This is a genomic window from Phytoactinopolyspora endophytica (genome assembly GCF_004138495.1).
GTDB lineage: Bacteria > Actinomycetota > Actinomycetes > Jiangellales > Jiangellaceae > Phytoactinopolyspora > Phytoactinopolyspora endophytica.
In genome coordinates this window covers 531192-535612 of record NZ_ML142851.1, presented here as the reverse complement: position 1 = coordinate 535612, position 4421 = coordinate 531192, and the positions used below count along the sequence as shown (strand labels likewise).

The following is a 4421-nucleotide window of genomic DNA, read 5'->3' as shown; positions in this document are numbered from 1 at the left end:
GTGAGTTCGTCGTTCGACGACATGACCCGAAGTGCCCACGCTGAGCGCAGGCACTTCGGGTCGTCGCAGCGTGGGTTTCGAAGCCTTCAGCCCTCGGTGATGTCGGTGGTGACGGCCAGTGCGCGGGCGGCCTCGATGTCGGAGCCGAGGGTCTGCACACGGGCCTCGGCAAGGCCGAGCGAGTCCGAGCCGAGGACCTGGTGCAGCGGTGCGGTGCCGGTGGTCGCGACGGTGATGATCGCGGCGGCGGCCTTGGCAGGGTCGCCGAGCTGGGTGCCGGGCATCGCCTGGTGCGCCTCGGTCATCTCGCGGATCGCCGGGTAGGCGTCCGACGCCGCGCTCGGCAGACCGAGCGACTGCGGTCGGAGGAAGTCCGTGCGCATGTAGCCCGGCTCGATCAGGGTGACATCGATGCCGTGGTCGGCGACCTCGGCGGCCAGCGACTCGGTGAGGCCTTCGAGCGCGTACTTGCCCGCGCAGTAGAGCCCCCAGCCGGGGAAGGAGGTCAGGCCGAGGATCGAGGAGACGTTGATGATGTGTCCGCTGCGGTTCTCCCGGAAACCGGGCAGCACGGCGCGCAGCACGTTCCAGACGCCGAAGATCTGCACGTCGAACATCGATCGCGCCTCGGTGTCGGTGACTTCTTCGACGGCGGCGAGGAAACCGTAGCCGGCGTTGTTGACGACGACATCGAGGCCGCCGAAGCGGTACTTGGTCGCGGCGACGGCGTCGTTCACCTGCCGCTGGTCCGCGAGGTCCACTTCGAGCGGAAGCAGCCGGGTCGTGTCGACGCCGTCGAGGGCTGCGGTGAGGCGCTCGATCGAACGGGTCGTGGCGGTGACGTTGTCGCCGCGCTCGAGGAGCTGAGTGACGAGGTCGAGGCCGAGACCGCGTGATGTCCCGGTGACGAACCAGGTCGCCGGGCCAGTGGTGGGATAGGTCATGTGTTCTCTCCTTGATCGTCCGCCGGTGGTCCTGATCGCGCCGGCCGTTCCAGCATCGTGCGTGGGCGAGGCTGTCGGGGGCGCATAACTGGCCCGGCGTCTCCTGGTCCGACGCAACCTAGGACTCAGCGACCCAGGCGCTCATCGCGCCCGTCTGCGACCATGAAGGAATGCCCACCCCTCATCAGGAGATCGCTGATTTCCTGCGCCGTGCGCGCGCTGCGAGCGACCCGCAGCGCGCAGGCCTGCCCGCCGATGGCCGGGTGCGACGCGTTCCGGGGCTGCGACGCGAAGAGGTCGCGTTGCTCGCGGGCGTCTCGACCGACTACTACACCCGTTTGGAGCAGGGGCGCCGAATCGTCCCCTCGGCGCAGGTGCTCGACGCGATCGCACGCGCGCTCGACCTCGACGACGCCGGCCGAACGCACCTGCGTGACCTCGTCAGCGCCGCCGGAACGCCACGTCCTCGGGCGCGCACGACTGAGCAGCGTGTCCGGCCCGGTCTCCATCAGCTTCTCGAATCCCTGGACACGCAGCCCGCGATGATCCTCGGGCGCCGCACTGACGTGCTCGCCGCCAACCGGCTGGCGTGCGCTCTGTTCGCGGACTTCGAGCGGATGCCTCCGCGGGAGCGCAACTACGCTCGGTGGATGCTCCTGTCGGAGGAGGCGCGTGCTCTCTGCCTCGACTGGGAACTGCAGGCACGCAATGCGGTCGAGGCTCTTCGCCTGGCTGCGGGAAGAACCCCTGAGGACGCGGAGACACAGCAGCTCGTCGGAGAGCTGTCCCTGGCTAGTCCCGAGTTCCTCCGCTGGTGGTCCGAGCACCAGGTCCATCAGCGCAGTCACGGCTCCAAACGGCTGCGCCACCCGGTTGTCGGGGACCTCACCGTCGACTTCGAGACCCTCACCTTCCCCGCAGATGCCGAGCAGACCCTGTACGTCTACACGGTCGCCGCAGGCTCCCCGTCGCAGCAGTCGCTCAACCTGCTGGCGAGCTGGACACACCCGGCCGCCGACGTTTCCACGAGACCAGACCACACGCCGCAGACGACGACCGTCGAGCAGTCGCCTCGGGGATAGGCACGACGTGCGCGGTACGACCCGTGACGACGAGGGAGACCGTAATCGGGGATGCGCCGGGTCACCGTGTGGCCTCGACGGGCTCGAGCACAATGACCGGCGTGGGCCGCGAACGCAACGCGGCTAGCGCGTCGAGGTCGGACCCGTCGTTCTCCAGCGTGCGGAACACCGCCCACAGGCGTTCCCGTTCTACATCCTCTGCTTCCCTGGCGCGCACATGACGGCGCGCCCGTCCGGGGAGGACGACCGTCGCGAGCGGTTGGGCGCGCAGGTTCAGCCACCACGCCGGCGGCGCGTCGTCCCACCCGTTCATCGCCATCGTGACCAGGTTCGGCCCGTCCTCGAAGTACGCCACGATCACGGCGCGTTCGCGTCCGGACTTCCGGCCTATGGTGCGCAGCCGCAGCATTCCGTAGACGGTGGTGGTGGGGCGGCGCAATCCCAGACGTCCACCCGTCACACGGTAAAGGCCGCGATGCACCACCCACGCGGTCCGGATAAACCACCGCGGCGGCACCTTCGCTCGACCACTGCTATCAGCCCGGCCGCTCCCATCCACACCGCCATCCTCACGGACGCGCACATGTCACCGCAATCGCCACCAGTGGAAGTAGGTGTCCTTGAGCTCGGGGGCGGTGTCTTCGGGGGATCCTCCCTCGAAGACACCGGACCGCTGCGGCGAAGTCGTCATGGAACCCGCGGAGCATGGTCTCGGCCTGTTCGTCGCTCATCGCGGGGAACAGGCCCAGGTAGTGCAGCGCGTCGAGCGCGACGACGTGGGTCACTGTGTCCGGGAGCAGTCTGCCGGTCTCGACGGCGACCGCCCCGCCGAGAGAGTGCCCCGCGACGACCGCTGAGGTCACGGATTCGGCTTCCAGTACGGCGGCCACGTCGCGCGCGAACTCGATCATGGTCCAGGTGTCCCGTGCTGACCGTGTACCGGATCGTCGTGTCGTGCGGTCGGCGCACCTCGAGATGCTGCCCGGTTCGGCTCGGATCGTCGAAGCCGAGTTGTCCGGCGATCCGTGCCACCGAGTCGGGTCCGTGGGCGAGGTCTCGATCCCGACCAGCACCTCCGCCTCGTCCACCTCGTCACCGAGCTGCTCAGCGATCATCGCGTGCAGCCGCGCGACCCCGGCCACACCCTCGGGCAGTCTGGCTTTGGCCAGCCGCTGACCAGCCGCGTCCATCACCTCGACATCGTGATGGTCCTCGGCCCAGTCATCACCCACGAACAGCACCACGCGTGCCTCTCCCGTTCTCGATATCGATCACGCTCAGCAGCACGCGGGAGAACTATCAGCGACCTAACGGAGCAGTGCTCACGCCAAAACCAGCGGGCAACGACATCCCATCAGCGATCCTTTCTCCCGGCCAACCAGCAGGGGCACAATCTCTCAACAGGACTCAACATCCAGGGCGGAACACAGTGCTCACCTGCCAGCGGCTACCGGACACGAGTCCGCCCTACGGCCGACTCACTAATACCCATTAGGCGGCATCCTTGCTTCCACTCGGCAGCCTCTGACCTGCACGAATACCTTTCTGCGCGTGAGATCCTTAGCAACTTGGGCGGGCATTTGCCACAGCTACTCGTGGACAGTCGGCATCGGCCAGCGCCTACCAGACTCGTGATCACGTTCGGATTAAAACGGTGACACTAACCGTCCACGCGGCTCACCAGCGGGTCGTCGACTCCGGTGCCGTCACCGTGCGCGTCCGCGTGCGCAACACCGGGTCGCGGGAGGGCGCCGACGTGATCCAGGTGTACGCCTCGCCGGAACGGCCCCGTGCGCGCCGCGCGCCCCACGAACTGGTCGGCTTCGCCAAGGTCCAGCTCGCCCCTGGCGAGGAGGCCGACGTTGACGTCCGTGGACGTCGCTGACCTGGCCCACTGGACGGCAGGCGAGGTAAGCGGGTGCTCGACGACGGGCCTGTGCGACTGCGCATGGGCTCGTCCTCCCGGGACTTCGCCGACGAGGTCGAGATCGAGGCGCGAAGCAGTGTTCACCGCTGGCGCCCGTTGCGCCGCGACACCGAGACGGCGTTCGTGCTGCAGAATCCGCATGCCCGCTCAGTCGTCGGGACCTTCCTGGCCGAGAAGGTCGGGGTGGGGCAGGCGGTCGCGGACGAACTGCTGGAGCAGTGCGCGAAGTCGTCCGTGAACGTGTTCACCACGCTCGCCAACCGATTCCGTCTCGTCCTCAACGAGGGGAAGATCACGGCGCTGATCGAGGAAGCCACTCGGCGGGAGGGGCAGGCGATCACGTCATCGCGGGAGGGGTGACCTGCCGGGGCGCTCTTTGCGTATACGTTCCGTCCCGTCGGCATTCCGTCGGTGCCGTCTCGCTTCCCTCAACCGCACCCCTTGCGGGCCCTGGCGCAACTTGGCCCG

6 protein-coding genes and 1 pseudogene are annotated in these 4421 nt (G+C 68.1%); 3 read left to right on the top strand and 4 right to left on the bottom strand.

Features of this window, described 5'->3' with window-relative positions:
* Positions 1 to 86: 86 nt before the first annotated feature.
* Positions 87 to 944, bottom strand: coding sequence for an SDR family NAD(P)-dependent oxidoreductase (locus tag ELR45_RS08320; protein WP_129665002.1), 858 nt, complete (start codon positions 942 to 944; stop codon positions 87 to 89).
* 170 nt (positions 945 to 1114) lie between these two features.
* Between ELR45_RS08320 and ELR45_RS08315 the strand changes: the two genes are divergently transcribed.
* The gene (locus ELR45_RS08315) at positions 1115 to 2026 is read left to right on the top strand and encodes a helix-turn-helix domain-containing protein (protein WP_129665000.1); all 912 of its coding nucleotides are present in this window, start codon (positions 1115 to 1117) and stop codon (positions 2024 to 2026) included.
* Positions 2027 to 2087: 61 nt separating this feature from the next.
* On the opposite strand, the gene ELR45_RS08310 is transcribed toward ELR45_RS08315, so the two are convergent.
* The 3 genes and pseudogenes from ELR45_RS08310 to ELR45_RS43180 all read right to left on the bottom strand — a co-directional run.
* Positions 2088 to 2486: a nitroreductase/quinone reductase family protein gene (locus ELR45_RS08310; RefSeq protein WP_205856230.1), complete on the bottom strand. Its 399-nt coding sequence runs from the start codon at positions 2484 to 2486 to the stop codon at positions 2088 to 2090.
* Positions 2487 to 2595: 109 nt separating this feature from the next.
* Entirely contained in the window at positions 2596 to 3099 is a 504-nt protein-coding gene (locus ELR45_RS08305; RefSeq protein ID WP_476704123.1) for an alpha/beta fold hydrolase, read from the bottom strand.
* Positions 3079 to 3267: pseudogene (locus ELR45_RS43180) on the bottom strand (IS110 family transposase); the annotation flags it as partial. The pseudogene ELR45_RS43180 and the gene ELR45_RS08305, both read right to left, overlap by 21 nt.
* A 413-nt stretch (positions 3268 to 3680) precedes the next feature.
* On the opposite strand from ELR45_RS43180, the gene ELR45_RS08300 reads away from it, so the two are divergent.
* Positions 3681 to 3911 carry a fibronectin type III-like domain-contianing protein gene (locus ELR45_RS08300; protein WP_165367589.1) on the top strand — a complete coding sequence of 77 codons (231 nt, stop codon included), beginning with the start codon at positions 3681 to 3683 and terminating at the stop codon, positions 3909 to 3911.
* A gap of 33 nt (positions 3912 to 3944) precedes the next feature.
* Positions 3945 to 4313 (top strand): hypothetical protein, encoded by a 369-nt coding sequence (locus tag ELR45_RS08295; protein WP_129664993.1) that lies wholly within the window; start codon positions 3945 to 3947, stop codon positions 4311 to 4313.
* Positions 4314 to 4421 lie beyond the last annotated feature (108 nt).